Origin of the sequence: Acinetobacter sp. CIP 51.11, assembly GCF_000369665.1 — a bacterium.
Lineage (GTDB): Bacteria > Pseudomonadota > Gammaproteobacteria > Pseudomonadales > Moraxellaceae > Acinetobacter > Acinetobacter lwoffii_S.
Genome location: NZ_KB850128.1, coordinates 204621 through 221392, shown reverse-complemented (window position 1 = coordinate 221392; position 16772 = coordinate 204621). Strand labels below are relative to the sequence as shown.

Sequence of the window (16772 nt, the reverse complement as noted above, 5' to 3'; positions counted from 1 at the left end):
TATCTGAGTTGCAGTAGTTTGTTCGTTCAGCGTAACTAAATCAAGCTGTTTTGCTTAATATCGAATCAATCGAGCTTCGTACAACAACTGTTTGGGTGTTGTATAGTCAAGCCTCACGAGCAATTAGTATTGGTCAGCTTCACATATCACTATGCTTCCACATCCAACCTATCAACGTCGTAGTCTTCAACGGCTCTTTAGGAGACATAAAGTCTCGGGGAAATCTTATCTTGAGGTAGGCTTCCCGCTTAGATGCTTTCAGCGGTTATCCCTTCCGAACATAGCTACCCGGCGATGCCACTGGCGTGACAACCGGTACACCAGAGGTTCGTCCACTCTGGTCCTCTCGTACTAGGAGCAGATCCTCTCAAATTTCCAACGCCCACGGTAGATAGGGACCGAACTGTCTCACGACGTTCTAAACCCAGCTCGCGTACCTCTTTAAATGGCGAACAGCCATACCCTTGGGACCTGCTTCAGCCCCAGGATGAGATGAGCCGACATCGAGGTGCCAAACACCGCCGTCGATATGAACTCTTGGGCGGTATCAGCCTGTTATCCCCAGAGTACCTTTTATCCGTTGAGCGATGGCCCTTCCATACAGAACCACCGGATCACTAAGACCTACTTTCGTACCTGCTCGACTTGTGGGTCTCGCAGTTAAGCGCGCTTTTGCCTTTATACTCTACGCGTGATTTCCGACCACGCTGAGCGCACCTTCGTACTCCTCCGTTACTCTTTAGGAGGAGACCGCCCCAGTCAAACTACCCACCAGACATGGTCCTCGTCCCGGATAACGGGACAGAGTTAGAACCTCAATATTACCAGGGTGGTATTTCAAGGACGGCTCCATCGCAACTAGCGTCGCGACTTCAAAGCCTCCCACCTATCCTACACAAGTAAGATCAAAGTTCAATGTCAAGCTGCAGTAAAGGTTCACGGGGTCTTTCCGTCTAGCCGCGGGTACACCGCATCTTCACGGCGAATTCGATTTCACTGAGTCTCTGCTGGAGACAGCGCCCCCATCATTATGCCATTCGTGCAGGTCGGAACTTACCCGACAAGGAATTTCGCTACCTTAGGACCGTTATAGTTACGGCCGCCGTTTACTGGGGCTTCGATCAAGAGCTTCGCTTACGCTAACCCCATCAATTAACCTTCCAGCACCGGGCAGGCATCACACCCTATACGTCCACTTTCGTGTTTGCAGAGTGCTATGTTTTTAATAAACAGTTGCAGGGGCCTGGTTTCTGAGGCTGTCGGCCGCTCAAGGAGCAAGTCCTATCACAGACAACAGCGTACCTTCTCCCGAAGTTACGGTACCATTTTGCCTAGTTCCTTCAGCAGAGTTCTCTCAAGCGCTTTGGTCTACTCGACCTGACCACCTGTGTCGGTTTCGGGTACGATTCCTGTGTAACTGAAGCTTAGAGACTTTTCCTGGAAGCATGGTATCAGCCACTTCACTGTACAAGTACAGCTTGCTATCAGTTCTCAGCATAGAGTACCCCGGATTTGCCTAAGATACATGCCTACAACCTTCCACCTGGACAACCAACGCCAGGCTGACTTAACCTTCTCCGTCCTCTCATCGCATTACACAGAAGTATTGGAATATTAACCAATTTCCCATCGACTACGCCTCTCGGCCTCGCCTTAGGGGTCGACTCACCCAGCCCCGATTAACGTTGGACTGGAACCCTTGGTCTTTCAGCGTGCGAGTTTTTCACTCGCATTGTCGTTACTCACGTCAGCATTCGCACTTCTGATACCTCCAGCAGACTTCTCAATCCACCTTCATCGGCTTACAGAACGCTCCCCTACCACGCATAATAAATTATGCATCCGCAGCTTCGGCATATAGTTTTAGCCCCGTTACATCTTCCGCGCAGGCCGACTCGACTAGTGAGCTATTACGCTTTCTTTAAAGGGTGGCTGCTTCTAAGCCAACCTCCTAGCTGTCTATGCCTTCCCACATCGTTTCCCACTTAACTATAATTTTGGGGCCTTAGCTGGCGGTCTGGATTGTTTTCCTCTTGACTACGGACGTTAGCACCCGCAGTCTGTCTCCCGGATAGTACTCATTGGTATTCGGAGTTTGCATCGGTTTGGTAAGTCGGGATGACCCCCTAGCCGAAACAGTGCTCTACCCCCAATGGTATTCGTCCGAGGCGCTACCTAAATAGCTTTCGGGGAGAACCAGCTATCACCAAGTTTGATTAGCCTTTCACCCCTATCCACAAGTCATCCCCTGGCTTTTCAACGACAGTGGGTTCGGTCCTCCAGTTAGTGTTACCCAACCTTCAACCTGCTCATGGATAGATCACCTGGTTTCGGGTCTATACCCAGCAACTAAACGCCCTATTAAGACTCGGTTTCCCTACGGCTCCCCTATGCGGTTAACCTCGCTACTGAATATAAGTCGCTGACCCATTATACAAAAGGTACGCAGTCACCGGACTAAGCCGGCTCCCACTGCTTGTATGCATGCGGTTTCAGGATCTATTTCACTCCCCTCACAGGGGTTCTTTTCGCCTTTCCCTCACGGTACTGGTTCACTATCGGTCAGTCAGGAGTATTTAGCCTTGGAGGATGGTCCCCCCATATTCAGACAAGGTTTCACGTGCCTCGCCCTACTCGACATCATCATATAAGCCCTTTCGTGTACAGGACTATCACCGTCTACGGTCGCACTTCCCAGAGCGTTCCACTAGAACTTATATGACTTAATGGGCTCTTCCCCTTTCGCTCGCCGCTACTGAGGGAATCTCAATTGATTTCTTTTCCTAAGGGTACTGAGATGTTTCACTTCCCCTCGTTCGCCTTGCAACACTATGTATTCATGTTGCAATACCTACCTTATGGTAAGTGGGTTTCCCCATTCAGACATCTCCGGATCACAGGATATTTGCCGCCTCCCCGGAGCTTTTCGCAGGCTATCACGTCTTTCTTCGCCTCTGACTGCCAAGGCATCCACCACATGCACTTAATTACTTGACTATACAACCCCAAACAGTCGTTTATCCTTACAAGTAGGATAAGCAACAGAGTTTGTCTTGCGACTTACTCATACAGTTGGCGTTTTGTAGATTTAACTACAGTACAGCTTCAATTAGATTCATATACCAAAACGCTTGATTCAGTTAATTTCGCTAGAACTCATTTCTTGTAGTTGCCTACTTGAAACGAGTTTGAACAAATTATTTCAACTCAAATATATTCTGTTAATGATTTTTCCAGCCTTCGTCAGGTCAGGAAACTGTGATAAATCACAGAGATTATCAAGTCCGCGTATCATAACGCTTGTACTTGTTAATCTCTAGGATCTAAATACTTGATCGCTTAGGAACTAAACAACTTCATCACTGTATGATTACATACTGCGCGAAGCGTAGCTTCTTGCTTAAATTTCAAGTAAAAGCAGTGCTTTTATGATCTTGAAATTTGGTGGAGACTAGGAGAGTCGAACTCCTGACCTCCTGCGTGCAAAGCAGGCGCTCTACCAACTAAGCTAAGTCCCCAGCTTATCAATAAGTCAATGTTTCTGATTTTCCGTACTTCGTCAGTAGTGGTGGGTCTGACAAGACTTGAACTTGTGACCCCACGCTTATCAAGCGTGTGCTCTAACCAACTGAGCTACAGACCCTCAGATACATCGTATGAAGAACAACTTGTTGTGGATCCTTACCAATCGTCAATCTTTCGTTAAGGAGGTGATCCAGCCGCAGGTTCCCCTACGGCTACCTTGTTACGACTTCACCCCAGTCATCTGCCACACCGTGGTAAGCGTCCCCCCTAAGGTTAGACTACCTACTTCTGGTGCAACAAACTCCCATGGTGTGACGGGCGGTGTGTACAAGGCCCGGGAACGTATTCACCGCGGCATTCTGATCCGCGATTACTAGCGATTCCGACTTCATGGAGTCGAGTTGCAGACTCCAATCCGGACTACGATCGGCTTTTTGAGATTAGCATCCTCTCGCGAGGTAGCAACCCTTTGTACCGACCATTGTAGCACGTGTGTAGCCCTGGTCGTAAGGGCCATGATGACTTGACGTCGTCCCCGCCTTCCTCCAGTTTGTCACTGGCAGTATCCTTAAAGTTCCCGGCTTAACCCGCTGGCAAATAAGGAAAAGGGTTGCGCTCGTTGCGGGACTTAACCCAACATCTCACGACACGAGCTGACGACAGCCATGCAGCACCTGTATGTAAGTTCCCGAAGGCACCAATCCATCTCTGGAAAGTTCTTACTATGTCAAGACCAGGTAAGGTTCTTCGCGTTGCATCGAATTAAACCACATGCTCCACCGCTTGTGCGGGCCCCCGTCAATTCATTTGAGTTTTAGTCTTGCGACCGTACTCCCCAGGCGGTCTACTTATCGCGTTAGCTGCGCCACTAAAGCCTCAAAGGCCCCAACGGCTAGTAGACATCGTTTACGGCATGGACTACCAGGGTATCTAATCCTGTTTGCTCCCCATGCTTTCGCACCTCAGTGTCAGTATTAGGCCAGATGGCTGCCTTCGCCATCGGTATTCCTCCAGATCTCTACGCATTTCACCGCTACACCTGGAATTCTACCATCCTCTCCCATACTCTAGCCAACCAGTATCGAATGCAATTCCCAAGTTAAGCTCGGGGATTTCACATTTGACTTAATTGGCCACCTACGCGCGCTTTACGCCCAGTAAATCCGATTAACGCTTGCACCCTCTGTATTACCGCGGCTGCTGGCACAGAGTTAGCCGGTGCTTATTCTGCGAGTAACGTCCACTATCCAAGAGTATTAATCTCGGTAGCCTCCTCCTCGCTTAAAGTGCTTTACAACCAAAAGGCCTTCTTCACACACGCGGCATGGCTGGATCAGGGTTCCCCCCATTGTCCAATATTCCCCACTGCTGCCTCCCGTAGGAGTCTGGGCCGTGTCTCAGTCCCAGTGTGGCGGATCATCCTCTCAGACCCGCTACAGATCGTCGCCTTGGTAGGCCTTTACCCCACCAACTAGCTAATCCGACTTAGGCTCATCTATTAGCGCAAGGCCCGAAGGTCCCCTGCTTTCTCCCGTAGGACGTATGCGGTATTAGCATCCCTTTCGAGATGTTGTCCCCCACTAATAGGCAGATTCCTAAGCATTACTCACCCGTCCGCCGCTAGGTCAGGTAGCAAGCTACCTTTCCCCGCTCGACTTGCATGTGTTAAGCCTGCCGCCAGCGTTCAATCTGAGCCATGATCAAACTCTTCAGTTTAATACTATGTAGCACCTTAAAGGGTGCCAATCTTGGCTCATCAATTTTCTGACAAATATTTCTCAAATAAACTTCGAGTAATTTCTACCATCAATCAATGAAAATAATTTCGATCGATCAACCAGTAAAAATCCACACAAGTTGTTCTTCATAATCTCTTAATGATCTTTCTAACACCTCGTCAGTGCCAGAAGCTGGACTTCGATAAACTTAACAACTCCGCCATTCTGCTTCGTTCGTTTCCGTCTATCTCGTCGGTATGGGTGCATTCTAGAGGATTTCAGAATCATTGCAACCCCCAATTCACTATATTTTTCACGTATGTCTTTTTTTTCTACAAAAATTACTAAAAAATCGCTTTTTTATCTAATTTTTAAGCGTTTTTATGCAATAAACCCACTAAACACTTCATTTTATTTTTATAACTGAAAATTCATTTAGACCTAAAAACTATCACAATAATATTTAAAACAGTATTTTTAGCCTTTTGATATTGAAATCTTGTCTTTTATTTAAATTAGCTCGTCAAAAGAAAACCAAAATTCCCCTACCTTGCCCAACAAATCGATCTAAATCCTAGACTCCTCAATTGATGAGTTATTTTTGACGTAAAAAGCTTTTATAAAAGCCTATTCTTAGGCTGCTATATAAAAAAAGTATTCATTTTTAGTTTTCGAATCCCAAAACCATGCTTAGATCACTTATATATAGAAGATAAAGTCTGTTATTTTGCATTAAGCGACTTTTTCCTGTTGTTGCTGTCTAAGCCAGTGCTGCATAACTTCTACAATCATGTCTTTCTTGCCCTGATAATCCTCGGCAATAAAGAATAATTTCGCGCGTCGCGGTAACTGCTCTTCAATCAGGGAAAATAAAAAGTAATGCGCGGCCAGATCAAGCTGCATAAATAAAGTATAGACAGATCCATAGAGTTGCTGTTTTTGTTCGACCGGCTGGTATTCAAATAAGAACCGTAATATGCAATCGATCTGTTCATCAAAAATATCTTCTGTTGGAAAGCGATACATTCAATCACCTCTGCTTTAATTTTTTATGTTTTGCACTTTTCTTTTGGAGTCAATTGAAATGAACTCACCCTTAGAGGTCATTCACCTAAGTTCGATTTGCTGATTAATTTTAAGTTTAGTTGTTCAACAAGAAGAGTAGGCATTCAGATTTATATTTTGATTACGCAATCAGAATAAATAAAAAAGGAAGAGATCTCTCCCAAAATCTCCTCCTTAGAATTGAATCTTTACCCGATCCATTATGTCATTATTATAGTTATTCGCTTTAAAGCTTTTAAAAAGAGCCTCTTGGAAAAGAGACTTCTCAGTTGTGGAGTACTATTATTTTTACTACCCTCTAGATGCTCTAAACGAATTCTCTAGATGAATAAATCCTATACATAATAAAGATGAAAAGCAAGTGATTTGGGAAAAATTAACTCTTGTTTTCATAGGGTTTTTTTTGACTTTACTTATTTGATTTTTAAATATAGAACATCAACAAAAAAAGCAGACCGAAGCCTGCTTTTATTTCAATAACTTATCCGTTTTTTAGTCAATAAAAGTGACTTTAGCGATTGCTTTTTTACTGGCCTGAACAATCAAAGTTACGTTCTCTTTCACAGAATAGGTCGTATCTACAGTCTGCCAATCCACTTTCACTGCACCACGGCCTAATGCATCCTTAGCCTGGGCTGCATTTTTGGTTAAGCCGGCTTCACGTAAAATCGAGGTAATAAAGATTTCCCCACCAAACTCGCCACGCGAAATAGTGACTTCTGGCGTACCTTCGGGTAATTCACCTTCAGTAATGATATTGCCCGCGCCTTTATGCGCATTGGCAGCCGCCTCTGCACCATGGAAACGCTCAACCAGCTCCAGTGCAAGAATCTTTTTGACTTCTTGCGGGTTACGGCCTTCTGCCACTTCTTTTAATAGTTGCTGAATTTCTTCAATGGTTTTGAAGCTCAGCAGATCAAAATAACGCTCAATCAATGCATCCGGCATTGAGAGCACTTTCTGGTACATCGCGCCCGGTGCATCAAATACACCAATATAGTTACCTAAAGATTTAGACATCTTGTTGACGCCATCTAAACCTTCAAGGATTGGCACTGTGATACAGACTTGAGCTTCTTGGTTATAGCGACCTTGTAAGGTACGACCCATCAACAAGTTAAAGGTTTGGTCTGTACCACCCAATTCAACATCTGCTTCCAACGCAACAGAGTCATAGCCTTGTACCAATGGGTACAAAAATTCATGAATCGCGATCGGTTGTTGATTGTTATAACGCTTGGTGAAGTCATCACGCTCAAGCATACGTGCAACCGTTTGCTGTGATGCCAATTGAATTAAATCAGCCGCAGTTTTTTGTGCAAACCACTCCGAGTTAAACACCACTTTGGTTTTGTTTGGATCAAGAATTTTAAATACTTGTTCTTGATATGTTTTAGCGTTCTCTAAAACCTGTTCACGTGACAATGGCGGACGTGTAGCACTTTTTCCGGTTGGGTCACCGATCATCGCAGTATAGTCACCAATTAGGAACAACACTTCATGACCCAAGTCTTGGAATACTTTTAACTTATTAATAAGAACTGTGTGGCCCAAGTGCAAATCAGGTGCAGTCGGGTCAAAACCCGCTTTAATTTTTAATGGACGATTCAATTTTAATTTCTTGAGAAGGTCTTCTTCAGAAATAATTTCGTGGGTGCCTCGTTGAATGAGGGCAAGTTGTTCTTCAGCCGGCAGGAAATTTGACATCACAAAATCCAATACATCAGTTACTCAATTTGTGCGATATACTAACACTTTTTCAGCATATTGCAGGCTTAAGAATAACCATGACAGCGATCTATATTGGGGTAATGACGGGCACAAGCATGGATGGTGTCGATATTGTTGCTGCTTCTTTTGATCCACTCCAGCTTCATGCCACACTCACTTTGGCATTTGATCCTGACCTTCGGGATGAGCTGATGGCACTGACCTTGCCGGATGACAATGAAATTGACCGCATGGGCAAGGCTGATGTTGCACTGGCACAAATGATTGGTCATGGTATTAATACGTTGATTGAAAAAAATAACCTGGATAAATCCAGAATTAAGGCGATTGGCTCGCATGGCCAGACTATCCGGCATCGTCCTGAACATGGCTTCACCCTGCAAATTGGCGACCCGAACATCATTACTGAAATTACCCAGATTCCGGTGATTTCAGATTTCCGTCGTCGTGATCTGGCGGCAGGTGGTCAGGGAGCACCTTTAGTTCCAGCATTTCATCAGGATATTTTCCAGCATAACAGCATTCACCGGGTAATTTTAAATCTGGGCGGTATAGCGAATGTCAGCCTGCTGCCTGCCGGCAAGCCTGAAGAGGTGTATGGTTTTGATACCGGACCGGCCAATATCCTGATGGATGCTTGGTGTTCCCGTTATACCGGTCAGCCTTTTGATGAAAATGGTAACTGGGCAGCCTATGGCACCCCGATTCGCAGTTTGCTTGATCGCTTGCAGTCACACGAATTCTTCTCTAAAGAACCCCCAAAAAGTACCGGTCGTGAAGATTTCAATCTGGAATGGCTAGATGAACAGATTGCCGACTGGCGCAATGACCTACAATACGATGAACTGGAAGACACTCCGGAAAATGTACAGGCGACTTTATTAAAGCTCACCACCCGAGCCATTAAAAAAGCAATTTACCGCTCTGGCATGGATACCGGACAGGTTTTTGTTTGCGGTGGTGGTGCCTACAACTCACATTTACTGGAGCAGTTGCGCTGGCGCCTGCGCAAACATGAATGGAGCGTACAGACTACCGCCGATCTGGGCCTCAGTCCAACCTGGGTAGAAGCCACCGCCTTTGCCTGGCTGGCCATGCGTTTTATGAATCAACTGAATGGCAACCTACCTGCAGTCACTGGTGCCGCTGGTTATCGTGTGCTTGGTACGATTACTGCTGTTTAAATTCAGCGAATTACTATTATCTTGCATGACTATATAGCTACTCAAAAACAGTCATCAAAAAAGGTCTGCATTCATGCAGACCTTTTTCCTTTTTGAATACTCTTTATTGCATTAAATTTTTGGCATTTTCATTTCTAAAGGCACGCAAAATCTGCTGACCGGCACGACCTGTAGGACTTAAGCCCAAACGCTGCTGTTCCTGACGAATCGCCTGACGGGTTTTATCTCCAATCAGACCATCTACCGCACCAATGTCATAACCTCGATTCAATAAAAATTGCTGGATCTCACGACGTTCTGCACGAGAAGTTCCCGGATCATCAGTAGGCCATGTGGTCATAAATGAGCCTTTACCTTGCAGGCGATCGGATAAATGCGCAATCGCCAAGGCATAACTTTCTGCCGCGTTATAGCTATAAATGGCATCAAAGTTTTTAAAGACCAAAAATACTGGACCACTCGGGCCTGCAGGTGTAACCAATCCGGCCTGAGAAGATTGCGATAAATTTCCTTGAACCAATGCCGAACCATCGGCACGAACCACCCCTTGATTGATCCAACTACTCAAGGATTTTTTATTTCTTCGACCTTCACCGGAAACCGACATGCCTTGAGGGATCTTGACTTCAAAACCCCAAGGCTGTCCGCTCTGCCAGCCACGCTTGCTTAAAAAGTTGGCAGTTGATGCGAGTGCATCCGGAATGCTCGAAACTAGATCACGTCGGCCATCACCATCAAAATCAACTGCAAGCTCATCATAAGTCGATGGCATAAACTGGGTATGACCAAATGCGCCTGCCCAGGAACCCTTTAATTGTTCTTCACGCACATCGCCACGCTGTAACAGTTTCATAGTGGTAAAAAACTCACCACGGAAATAACTCTGGCGACGACCTTCACAGCTCAAAGTTCCTAAAGCCTGTAATAAAGGATATTTCCCCGAAATATCACCAAAATTACTTTCGACACCCCATACCGCAACTACCGTTTCTGCAGGTATACCATAGGTGGCAGCAACACGATTGAGCACCTCACGATGTTGCTGTAATTTTTGCCGGCCGAGCTGAACCCGTTCTTCATCCACCAAACCAGACAGATAATCCCAAATTGGGGTAGAAAATTCAGGCTGGTAATTTAGGCGTTCAATCACTGAATAATCAGGGCTTAAGTTTTGGGTATAACGATCATAGGTACTGCCGCTTACACCTCTAGCAACAGCTTGACTGCGCAAATTGGCGAGACAGTTTTGAAAATTATTTTGGGAGGCATAATTCGGGATATTTGAACTAGAGGTCAAATCAGTCGGCGTGACACGTTGACCATTAATAATAAGTTCAGCCTGTGCCTGTGAAGCAGCCAAGACCACAGAACCAATAAAAAGTGCAAGCCGTTGCATAAGACCCTTGAGTATTTAGATTTTGAATTATGTTTCTACCTTAGCAGCTCATGATGAAAATTAAAGCGCCAATGCGTAAATTTAAATTCATAATTCCTACACTTTTAAATTCATTTTGTAATCTTTAAATTTAAACATGAGTTATCCACAAGCCTGATTTAAATTCAAATCAGCGGGATTTTTAAATTCAAATTCAAAACACTTGCAATCAGTTTTAAATTTAAAAATTACTGGGGATAACTTGTTTCAGGAAAAGCGACTCTCGATCATCAACATGCTCTAATTACACTAGTTTTTCTTTTAAATTCATTTAAATAATGGGCTAATATTTTTAAATTCAAAACTTTGAATTTATTTATCCAGTTTTAAATTTGAATTCATATTTTTTGAATTTAAAAGCGCAAGTTTAAATTCAAAGTCCGATTTAAATTTGAAGTTGTTTTTATGAATTTAAATTCAAAACCACTTTCCAGTTTTAAATTCAAACTTTGATTTTAGGCTTATCCACAAATGAATATGACAAAATTCAGCGGTAAATAAGATTTTATTGAATTGTTATATTTATACTCAATTGATCAGTTTATAAGCAATTGATTTGAAAAATCATCCGACCAATGGCAGGCATTTTTAAAGAGGCGCAATCATGCCTGAAAGCAGACAAATAAAAAAGCGATCATCGAAGTGATCGCTTTTTTTATCAGCAAGTTAAAGCCTAGATGGTCATATCTTCGCTCAATGCCAATGGATTTGGTAAAATTTTCGCCAGTTGGCGGCAAAGCACAGACAATTGCGCGCTGTCATTTGGCATCAGGGTGATGTGACCAATCTTACGGCCTTCGCGCTCTGACTTGTTGTAGAGATGCAAATGCGCACCTTCCAGAGCCAGAACATCTGCAGATTTTGGATGCTGACCAATGATGTTCACCAAGACAGTTGGACGGATCACTTCAGTTGAACCTAAAGGCAAACCAGCCACCGCACGCACATGGTTTTCAAACTGCGAACATACGGCGCCTTCAATCGACCAGTGTCCCGAGTTATGCACGCGTGGTGCCATCTCGTTAGCATATAGGCCTTTGTCTGTCACAAACAGCTCAAGGGTCAGGACACCAATATAATTCAGATGATTCAGCAGGCGAGTGATATAGTCCTGCGCCACAGGCTGCAAATCTGCACTGTTTGGTGCAGGCACAATCGAGTGCGACAGGATCCCGTTATGATGATGGTTTTCTGCCAAAGGCCAGGTTTTGACATCGCCATTCTGACCACGCACTGCAATGATCGAGACTTCACGCGAGAAAGTCACGAAACTTTCAGCAATCAGTTCACCCGCAGGGCCCAATTCTGTCCAAGCCTGATCAATCTGATCGGCCGAACGTAAAACGAATTGGCCTTTGCCATCATAACCGCCACGTGAAGTTTTCAGTACGATCGGCAAACCCAGTTCAGCTACAGCAGCCTGTAAGCTTTCCAGTGAAGTGACCGCTTTGTACGGTGCAACCGGAATAGCCAGTTCATCAAACAAGGCTTTTTCAGACAAACGATGCTGGGCAATCGCTAAAGCTTGACGTGGCGGATGCAGTTGCTTGCTTTGTGTGAGTACATCAACATCTGCAAGGGGCGTGTTTTCAAACTCCAGACTAAATACATCTGCACTGCTGATAAAGTCTTGTAGACCGTTTTCAGCCTGGCTCGAAATCACCGGGCCCAAAGCAGCAGAAGGGCAGTCTGTGCTGGCTTCAAAAAATGTACATTGAATATTTAATGGAAGTGCCGCTTGCGCCATCATACGACCCAGCTGACCGCCACCAAAAATACCGATGGTTTTATCCATAATCTGTGTCTCGACTTAAGCCTGGCCTGGAATATTGTTGCTTGCTACTTTATCTGTTTGCGCTGCACGGAAATCTGCAACATTTTTTGCGATTTCTGGACGGGTCAAACCCAGAATTTGCGCAGCCATAATGGCAGCATTGGTGGCACCGGCAGGACCAATCGCCAAGGTACCGACTGCAATACCTGCTGGCATTTGCACAATAGACAGCAATGAATCAACACCGTTTAAAATCGAAGATTTCACCGGTACACCCAAAACTGGAAGATCAGTTTTCGCCGCACACATCCCCGGTAAATGCGCTGCGCCACCTGCACCGGCAATAATTACCTGAATACCACGATCACGCGCTTGCTCGGCATATTCAAACAGGCGGTCTGGGGTACGGTGTGCAGAAACAACTTCGGCTTCAAATGGGACACCAAGCTGCTTGAGCATATTGGCAGTGTGTTCGAGAGTTGCCCAATCTGATTGAGAACCCATGATAATACCTACGAGAGGAGTATCTTGTGCAGCAGCCGCATTCATTGCAAATTTTCCAGAGATTAAAGTGAGAAAAGATAAATCTCGACGAGAGAGCCAAGCTTGAATAGGAGTTGCCTATTATAGACTGAAATTGATTTGGTCTAAAGTTCAGCTCAAGAATTAAAATTATCTGTTGGGAAAATGGTCAAAAATAAAACAATAATTTTGCGGCTAAAAATACAAAAATAGGACATACATCACATTAAAAAAAAGTATAACTATCAATATAAAACTTTTTTGCAATGAATAACTTAATACTAAAACCTATACATTGGCAGGGCATTTTTATGTGGTACAAACTAAAAATCTGGCTACAGAATCCCTCAGAAAACTTATGGTTGATGCCAGCTCTTGGCGCCGTCTTTGCGACCTTTTTCTCGCTATTTGCAATCGCCAGTCGCTATTTTATCCCGACCAGCACTGTTCCCAATATCAGTACTGAAACTCTGAGCAGCCTGCTAGATATTATTGCTTCCAGCATGCTGGCAGTCACCACTTTTTCCCTGTCGATTATGGTCGCAGCCTTTGCGTCTGCCTCATCCAGCGGGACACCACGTGCCTATCAGCTGATGATGAGTGATGACAATACCCGCCTTGCTATCAGCAGTTTTATCTCGGCTTTTATTTATGCTGTAATTGCCAAGATTGCGCTCGGGCTTGGCTATTATGGTCCTGCAGGTAGATTTGTACTGTTTATCAGTACCATTTTGGTATTGATGTACCTGATTTATATCCTGATTCGCTGGGTACACACCCTGTCGCAACTGGGCAACCTCACCACCACCATTCACAAAATTGAAGTCGCTGCTTCTACGGCCTTGGCGGAGTTTCGACATCAGCCGAATTTTGGTGCCACCGGACAACGTCCAGAGCAAGCAGCTGCCTTTCATGTTTTTAGTACCCAGACCGGCTATTTCACCAATTTTAATAGTGAAGGACTGGAGCAACTGGCCGTCAGCCAACAGCTGCATATCCATCTTCCCCAGCTACCCGGAAAATTTCTGGATCCGATGACGGCACTGGCAGAGGTATATAGCGACCGCGCTTTCAGCCCGGAACAGCAGCAGGAGATCCGAAACTCCATTTTGAATCATGTAATCATTGAAACCAATCGCAGCTTTTTACAGGACCCGCGTTTTGGTGTGGTGGTGATGAGCGAAGTGGGGCAGAAAGCGATGTCTCCCGCAGTGAACGATGTTGGATCAGCGATTAATGCCGTTGATGCCTTAACCCGAATCCTGATTGACAGCAAGGCCGCTGAAGATTTACCGGAGCGGGATTGTCCGCATATCAGTGTGGATATCTTTGATCTCGGGGATTTGATTTACAGTAGTTTTGCACCAATGGCCCGAGATTGTGTGGGTTGTATTGAACTCAATCAGAGAATATTGAAATGTTTAGCGATGATTCAACATAATGTACCCGAACCTGAACTAAAACAGGCTGCAGAAATAATGGCGATTGAATTAATCCAACGCTGCCTGAATAAACTGGAATTTGAACCGGATCGGCAGAAATTACTTTCTGAATTTAGAAGCCATTTCCCCCTGATTCAGCTGAGCCATTAGATCAAGTTAAGGGGTACGGAAGACAAAATAGACACATCCACACAGACATAAAGCGGCCCAGAGATAATCCAGTTTAAAAGGCTGCTTAAACATGAAGATCATAAAAGGAACGAAGACCAGTAAGGTCACGACTTCCTGGGTAATTTTCATTTGACCCACCGCTAGTCCTTGCTGCGCCAGTAATCTGGTCGCCGGAATCATCAGGCTATATTCAAACAGGGCAATGGCCCAGCTGAATAAAATCGCTTGCCAGAGCGGCGCATCATGCGGCAAAAACTTTAAATGCCCATACCAGGCCAGGGTCATAAAACAGTTGGCAATTACCAGAAGAAATAAAGCCGGCAGCATTTGCATGCACTCTGCAAAAAAGTCGAACTCATTTTACGGTTTATTTGGCGAAAAGATATTGCATCGCTTTGAAATTTTCTTTGAATTTATTCGTGAAACAGGATTTAAAAAATCCCACAACAAGGCCAGAATTTTCACTATCTTTTCAGCTAAAGCCTTGCTATCGTTGCTTGCAAATTGAATAAATCATGACAACAGCACCAATATAAAGTGATGGGTCAGACAGGAACGGAGTAAAGTAGATGCATCTGCATGTTTTGGGTATTTGTGGCACCTTTATGGGCTCGTTAGCGCTACTTGCACGCGATCTGGGCCACCAGGTAACAGGTTCAGACCTGAATGTGTATCCACCCATGTCGACCCAACTTGAAAATGCGGGCATCACTTTAATGCAGGGTTATGACCGCAGTCATTTACAGCCTCATCCGGATCTGGTGATCGTCGGCAATGCCATGAAGCGTGGTATTGATGCAGTCGAATATATGCTGAATGCAGGTCTGCCTTATATTTCAGGTCCGCAGTTCCTGGCTGATCATGTTCTGCAAGGTAAACACGTGCTGGGTGTCGCCGGAACACATGGTAAAACCACGACCACCACGATGCTGGCTTGGGTACTGGATCAAGCCGGTCTGGAGCCAGGTTTTCTGATTGGCGGTGTGCCATTGGGCTTTTCGGAAAGTGCGCGTCTCGGTGGTGGGAAATATTTCTGTGTCGAAGCCGATGAATATGATTCTGCTTTCTTCGACAAGCGTTCCAAGTTCGTGCATTACCATCCAAAAACAGCAATTTTAAATAACCTGGAATTTGACCATGCCGATATCTTTGATGATTTGGCGGCAATTCAAAAACAGTTTCATCATTTAGTTCGTACTATTCCAAGTGAAGGCCGGATTATCGCGCCGATTACTGAAAGCAATATTGATGAAGTGCTGGAGCAGGGCTGCTGGACGCCTGTAGTGCGCACCAGTCTAGATGCCAACGAAAAATCTGAACTTTATGCAGAACAATTGTCAGCAGATGGTTCACATTTCAAAGTCCTGCAACAGGGCGTAGTCAAAGGCGAAGTACAGTGGAATATGACCGGGCAGCATTCGGTGGCGAATGCCTTGGCCACCATTGCCGCTGCTGAACATGTCGGCGTATCGATTGAAACCGCCTGTGAAGCGCTGTCCAATTTTGGTGGTGTGAAACGCCGTATGGAACTATTAGGCACAGTCCGTGGTATCGAAGTTTATGATGACTTCGCCCATCATCCGACGGCGATTGATACGACCTTAGAAGGTGCGCGCAAGCGTCTGGGTGAACGCAAACTCTGGGCGATTATTGAACCACGTTCCAATACTATGCGCATGGGCAGTCATAAAGATGGCTTAGCTCATTCAGCACGTCTGGCCGATGAAGTGATCTGGTATCAACCGGAAGGACTGGACTGGGATCTGCAACCGGTCATTGAGGCTGCGCCAAACAAGGCCAAAGTTGCACGCACACTGGATGACATCATTCAGACCGTAGTAGCAGAAGCAGGCGAGGGCGATGCCGTAGTAATTATGTCGAATGGCGGTTTTGGTGGTTTGCATCAGAAGCTGATCACTGTTTTACAAGCATAAAACAGATTTAAGTGAAATGAAGAAGCCCGTTTAGCGGGCTTTTTTTAGCATATTAAAACCTTGCTTCAGCAAAAGTGAACAGTTGTTCTGATCCTGCAATCCTATGATTTAAACATTGACCCAAAGAGCAGATTTACCTCTGAACCATCCCGAATGATCTTTTGTTGCAATCTGTACACAAGACTCATTGCAGCGCCATATCACTCAAGGCACAATCGAGAAGAACACAGGTATCTATAGGCCTGAAAGCCAGATCATGAATCAGCCCATC

General features: G+C 45.1%; 9 protein-coding genes, 2 tRNA genes and 2 rRNA genes. 3 read left to right on the top strand and 10 right to left on the bottom strand.

Annotated elements, in window-relative coordinates:
• Positions 1-102: 102 nt before the first annotated feature.
• The 6 genes from F894_RS01325 to tyrS all read right to left on the bottom strand — a co-directional run bounded on the left by F894_RS01325 (position 103) and on the right by tyrS (position 8015).
• Positions 103-2997, bottom strand: a 23S ribosomal RNA gene (locus tag F894_RS01325).
• A 445-nt stretch (positions 2998-3442) separates the two neighbouring features.
• Positions 3443-3518 (bottom strand) — tRNA-Ala (locus tag F894_RS01320).
• Between the two features lie 48 nt (positions 3519-3566).
• Positions 3567-3643: transfer RNA gene (locus F894_RS01315), tRNA-Ile, on the bottom strand.
• Positions 3644-3703: 60 nt separating this feature from the next.
• Positions 3704-5241, bottom strand: a 16S ribosomal RNA gene (locus tag F894_RS01310).
• The 16S and 23S rRNA genes sit together here with 2 tRNA genes alongside, the layout of an rRNA operon.
• Before the next feature lie 734 nt (positions 5242-5975).
• The gene (locus F894_RS01305; RefSeq protein ID WP_005104912.1) at positions 5976-6269 is read right to left on the bottom strand and encodes a hypothetical protein; all 294 of its coding nucleotides are present in this window, start codon (positions 6267-6269) and stop codon (positions 5976-5978) included.
• 531 nt (positions 6270-6800) lie between these two features.
• The gene (gene tyrS / locus F894_RS01300; protein WP_005245575.1) at positions 6801-8015 is read right to left on the bottom strand and encodes a tyrosine--tRNA ligase; all 1215 of its coding nucleotides are present in this window, start codon (positions 8013-8015) and stop codon (positions 6801-6803) included.
• Between the two features lie 80 nt (positions 8016-8095).
• Here tyrS and F894_RS01295 point away from each other — a divergent pair, with 80 nt between their 5' ends.
• Entirely contained in the window at positions 8096-9223 is a 1128-nt protein-coding gene (locus F894_RS01295) for an anhydro-N-acetylmuramic acid kinase (RefSeq protein WP_004729019.1), read from the top strand.
• A gap of 103 nt (positions 9224-9326) precedes the next feature.
• Here F894_RS01295 and F894_RS01290 read toward each other — a convergent pair whose 3' ends face one another.
• The 3 genes from F894_RS01290 to purE form a co-directional block, all read right to left on the bottom strand.
• Positions 9327-10619, bottom strand: coding sequence for a lytic murein transglycosylase (locus F894_RS01290; protein ID WP_005245574.1), 1293 nt, complete (start codon positions 10617-10619; stop codon positions 9327-9329).
• 712 nt (positions 10620-11331) lie between these two features.
• Positions 11332-12453, bottom strand: a complete 1122-nt coding sequence (locus F894_RS01285; protein WP_005245573.1) for a 5-(carboxyamino)imidazole ribonucleotide synthase — start codon at positions 12451-12453, stop codon at positions 11332-11334.
• Between the two features lie 15 nt (positions 12454-12468).
• Positions 12469-12981: a 5-(carboxyamino)imidazole ribonucleotide mutase gene (gene purE / locus F894_RS01280; RefSeq protein ID WP_004647147.1), complete on the bottom strand. Its 513-nt coding sequence runs from the start codon at positions 12979-12981 to the stop codon at positions 12469-12471.
• A 284-nt stretch (positions 12982-13265) separates the two neighbouring features.
• On the opposite strand from purE, the gene F894_RS01275 reads away from it, so the two are divergent.
• The gene (locus F894_RS01275) at positions 13266-14546 is read left to right on the top strand and encodes a DUF2254 domain-containing protein (RefSeq protein ID WP_005245572.1); all 1281 of its coding nucleotides are present in this window, start codon (positions 13266-13268) and stop codon (positions 14544-14546) included.
• Between the two features lie 6 nt (positions 14547-14552).
• On the opposite strand, the gene F894_RS01270 is transcribed toward F894_RS01275, so the two are convergent.
• Positions 14553-14894 (bottom strand): DMT family protein, encoded by a 342-nt coding sequence (locus F894_RS01270; protein ID WP_005245571.1) that lies wholly within the window; start codon positions 14892-14894, stop codon positions 14553-14555.
• A 242-nt stretch (positions 14895-15136) separates the two neighbouring features.
• Here F894_RS01270 and mpl point away from each other — a divergent pair, with 242 nt between their 5' ends.
• Positions 15137-16501 carry a UDP-N-acetylmuramate:L-alanyl-gamma-D-glutamyl-meso-diaminopimelate ligase gene (gene mpl / locus F894_RS01265; RefSeq protein ID WP_005245569.1) on the top strand — a complete coding sequence of 455 codons (1365 nt, stop codon included), beginning with the start codon at positions 15137-15139 and terminating at the stop codon, positions 16499-16501.
• Positions 16502-16772: the final 271 nt, after the last annotated feature.

Excerpts from the sequence above, each read along its gene's own strand:
- F894_RS01270 (WP_005245571.1), bottom strand. The coding sequence starts at position 14,894 with ATGCTGCCGGCTTTATTTCTTCTGGTAATTGCCAACTGTTTTATGACC.
- mpl (WP_005245569.1), top strand. The coding sequence starts at position 15,137 with ATGCATCTGCATGTTTTGGGTATTTGTGGCACCTTTATGGGCTCGTTA.
- F894_RS01295 (WP_004729019.1), top strand. The coding sequence starts at position 8,096 with ATGACAGCGATCTATATTGGGGTAATGACGGGCACAAGCATGGATGGT.
- tyrS (WP_005245575.1), bottom strand. The coding sequence starts at position 8,015 with ATGTCAAATTTCCTGCCGGCTGAAGAACAACTTGCCCTCATTCAACGA.
- purE (WP_004647147.1), bottom strand. The coding sequence starts at position 12,981 with ATGAATGCGGCTGCTGCACAAGATACTCCTCTCGTAGGTATTATCATG.
- F894_RS01285 (WP_005245573.1), bottom strand. The coding sequence starts at position 12,453 with ATGGATAAAACCATCGGTATTTTTGGTGGCGGTCAGCTGGGTCGTATG.
- F894_RS01275 (WP_005245572.1), top strand. The coding sequence starts at position 13,266 with ATGTGGTACAAACTAAAAATCTGGCTACAGAATCCCTCAGAAAACTTA.
- F894_RS01290 (WP_005245574.1), bottom strand. The coding sequence starts at position 10,619 with ATGCAACGGCTTGCACTTTTTATTGGTTCTGTGGTCTTGGCTGCTTCA.
- F894_RS01305 (WP_005104912.1), bottom strand. The coding sequence starts at position 6,269 with ATGTATCGCTTTCCAACAGAAGATATTTTTGATGAACAGATCGATTGC.